This window comes from Symbiopectobacterium sp., assembly GCF_051710365.1.
GTDB lineage: Bacteria > Pseudomonadota > Gammaproteobacteria > Enterobacterales > Enterobacteriaceae > Symbiopectobacterium.
The window spans coordinates 1-3,862 of the sequence record NZ_JBPETA010000243.1 but is presented as its reverse complement, the minus strand read 5'-3'; the positions used below and the strand labels follow the sequence as shown (position 1 = coordinate 3,862).

At 50.2% G+C, this 3,862-nt stretch carries 2 pseudogenes; both read left to right on the top strand.

The annotated features are described in order from the left end of the window. Positions 1-123 precede the first annotated feature (123 nt). Positions 124-2,360, top strand: a pseudogene (locus tag ACTBDZ_RS15825) (type I secretion system permease/ATPase). After that, positions 2,347-3,708, top strand: a pseudogene (locus ACTBDZ_RS15820) (HlyD family type I secretion periplasmic adaptor subunit). Before ACTBDZ_RS15825 ends, ACTBDZ_RS15820 begins: the two co-directional pseudogenes overlap by 14 nt. The last annotated feature ends 154 nt before the right edge of the window (positions 3,709-3,862 follow it).

Sequence of the window (3,862 nt, the reverse complement as noted above, 5' to 3'; positions counted from 1 at the left end):
GGATTGTTAGTATGAATCATGAGAGTTACCTCGTGTTTTGTATAAGGATTGGACACCCATATCAAAACCGGTAACTCTCAACCTTGCAAGGTCCAGTGTCAGATCAAGTCGCGACTAATACAGATGAAGTTACATTCCGTCGAGGATATCGATACTCCGGAAGCGTCCGTTGCGCATGAACACAACGATCCTCGCACCCGTCATGACGATCCGTTACTGGATGGTTTGTTGATTTTGTGTGCGCTACAGGGCAAGCCTGCGAGTCGCGCTACGCTCACTGCGGGTCTTCCTTTGGCTAAACAGCGCCTGACAGTGTCATTGCTGCCACGCGCAGCCAGCCGCGCAGGGCTGCAAGGTCGGGTACTAAAACGCCCGCTGGATGGCATTCCCGACATGTCACTTCCTGCCATGTTATTGCTGCGAGAAGGCCGTTCAGCGGTGCTGCTTGGCTGGAACGACGATGGTTCAGCGCGCATCATGCCGAGTGAGACGGAAGGCGGCGAGATACACGTTGATCGCAACACGCTTCAGCAGAATTATCTTGGTCTGGTGCTGTTTGCGCAGCCGAGACATACCTTTGATATCCAAAACGAATCGCTTATTCCACACACCAAGTCCTGGTTCAAGGACACGCTGAGACTGTCGCGCTTCTTGTATGTGGATGCGGTGCTGGCCAGTTTTATTATCAATATCATCGCACTCGCCACGCCGCTGTTCGTGATGAATGTGTATGACAGGGTGGTACCCAATCAAGCAACGGCAACCCTTTGGGTGCTGGCGATCGGTGTTATTGGTGCGTTTATTTTCGATCTTATCCTGAAAACGCTTCGTGGCATTTGCCTCGATATGGCAGGAAAAAAGACCGATCTGATCATCTCCGCCTCACTGTTTGAACGCATTATTGGGATGTCGATGATTGCGCGACCAGCCCGCGTCGGCAGCTTCGCACAAAATATTCATTAATTTCAATAGTTAAGAGATTTCCTCTCATCGCTGACCTTAACCACGCTGATCGATTTCCCGTTCACACTGCTGCTGTTGCTGGTGATTGGCCTGATTGGCGGTCCTCTGGTGTGGGTACCGATACTCACCTACCCTATTGCCTTAACCGTAAGCTGGGCGCTGCAAAAACCACTGGTAGCAACCATCAGTAAAACAATGGAGCTGGCCAGCGAGCGTCAAGCCACCCTGATAGAAACGCTCAGCAGTCTGGATGCGCTGAAAGTGAATAATGCTCAGAGTGAGCGCCAGCACAGTTGGGAACAAACGCTGGGCAGTCTCAGTCGATTGGAAATGTGCGCCAAAGCGCTCTCTTCGCTGGCGGTCAACCTGACGCTGGGGTGCCAGCAAATCGCTGGTGTGGTGATGATTATCGCGGGCGTCTACCTGTTGATTGATGGCAAACTCAGTATGGGGGGATTGATTGCCAGCTATATGCTCAGTGGCCGCGCACTTACACCCCTTGGTCAGCTATCGGGTCTGGTCACGCGTTATCAGCAGGCCAAGATAACCATGACGACCACCGAAGAGATGATGCAATTGCCGCAAGAGCGTCAAGAGAATGAGCGGCCGCTTAAACGCGAACGTATTCAAGGCGGACTGGAATTCCGTGACGTTACCTTCAGTTATCCCGAACAGACGTTACCTTCAGTTATCCCGAACAGACGTTACCTTCAGTTATCCTGAACAGAAGCACCGCTCTTTGCACAACATCAATCTCTCTATCGCCGCAGGTGAAAAAGTTGGCATCATTGGTCGCAGCGGTTCAGGCAAAAGTTCGATGGAAAAACTGATCGTCAATCTTTATCCCCCAAGCGAAGGGAATATTTTGATCGACGGCGTGGACACACGTCAGTTGGATGTCAGCGATTTGCGCCACAACATTGGCTATGTACCGCAAGATATTCAACTGATCAGCGGCACTCTGCGCGATAACCTGATCAGCGGTGCTCGCTATATTGATGATGAATCCATGCTGCGCGCCGCCGAAATCGCCGGTGTCAACGAATTCGCGCGCCTGCATGCGGATGGCTACAACTTGCAGGTGGGGGAACGCGGCTTGCAACTCTCTGGCGGTCAGCGTCAGGCCGTTGCCATCGCGCGCGCTGTTGCTCGATCCGCCCATCATGGTGTTAGATGAACCCACAAGTTCGATGGATAACACCAGTGAAGACCGCTTAAAACAGGCATTACAGCCGGTGTTGCAAAACAAAACGCTGCTGTTGGTGACGCATCGCGTTTCCATGTTGGCCCTGGTAGATCGTTTAATCATTATCGATAAAGGCCGCATTATTGCCGATGGTCCAAAGGCTATCGTGATGGATGCGTTAAAGAAAGGACAGATCAATGCATCTCGCTAAACGCACCGCGGATATCCTTCGCTATTTCTCCCGCAGGGATCGGGAAACGCTTCAGGCGATTCCTGAAGTCAGCCGCGCGATGCTGGAAGATTCCCCCAAAGCGATTCGTATTACGCTGTGGGCAATTTTCTTTTTTTTTCCTGTTTTTCATCTTGTGGGCCGCTTTTGCCAGTATTGATGAAGTCACGCGCGGTGACGGCAAGGCCATTCCGTCATCCCGTCTGCAAAAAATTCAGAACCTGGAAGGCGGTATCGTCACTGAGGTTTACGTTCACGAGGGGCAAATCGTCAATCAGGGCGATCCATTGCTGAGGCTCGATGACACGCGCTTCGCTTCAAACGTTGGCGAAACGGAGGCTGACAGGCTAGGGCTGCTCTCGCGTATCGAACGGTTAACGGCTGAAATCAACGATCGCGAATTAGACTTCTCACCAGAAATCAAAGAAAAAGCCCTGTCATTGCTAAGGGTGAGATGGATCTGTACACCAGCAGACGCCAACAATTTCGTAATGAGATCTCGGGTTTGGAAGAACAACTGGTGCAGAAAAAACAGGAGCAGCGCGATTATGTGGCCAAGCAGGCACAATTTCGTAATAGCCTCAATTTACTGCAACAAGAAATAAGAATATCAGAGCCACTGATTGCCGAGGGTGCAATATCCAAAGTCGAAGTGTTGCGGTTAAAACGGGCTGAAGTGGAAACACAAGGGCAGTTGGAATCCATGACGCTGTCTATCCCTCGTGCTGACTCTGCCATCAAGGAAATTGAAAACAAGATTCAGGAAACGCGCGGACGCTATAAAAGCGATGCGCTGACGCAGTTGACTGAAGCACAAACCAATCTGAACAAGATAGCTGCCACGGGTAAAGCACTGGAAGATCGCATAAACCGTACGCTGGTGGTCTCACCGGTGAAAGGCATTGCGCAGCAGATGATGGTCAACACCATTGGTGGTGTTATCCAACCCGGGAACGACATCGTGGAAATTGTTCCGTTGGATGAAAATTTATTGGTTGAAGCAAAAATCTCGCCGCGAGATATTGCCTTTCTGCATCCGGGTCAGCCTGCAATTATTAAGCTGACGGCTTACGATTATACGATCTATGGCGGATTAAAAGGGAAAGTTGAGCAAATTAGCCCTGACATCATGACCGATAAAGAAGGCAACAGCTTTTATATCGTTAGGTTGCGCACGGATAAGAATTATTTGGGCACTGAGGATAAGCCCCTAGTGATTATTCCCGGCATGGTAGCATCCGTGGATATTATTACCGGAAAGAAAACGATTCTAAGTTATTTACTTAAACCCATCATCCGCGCAAATGCAGAAGCACTGCGGGAACGCTAATTATCACACTGTGCTATTCAAGACTTTCATTGAACCGTCATTCCGCACCTACTTTAAGAATAAATTCGACGGTATCGCTCGCCGAGAACATCAACGATGGTCTTGTGAACAGAATTGAGGTTGGATACTTGTGGTGGTCTGTCACCAATACTGA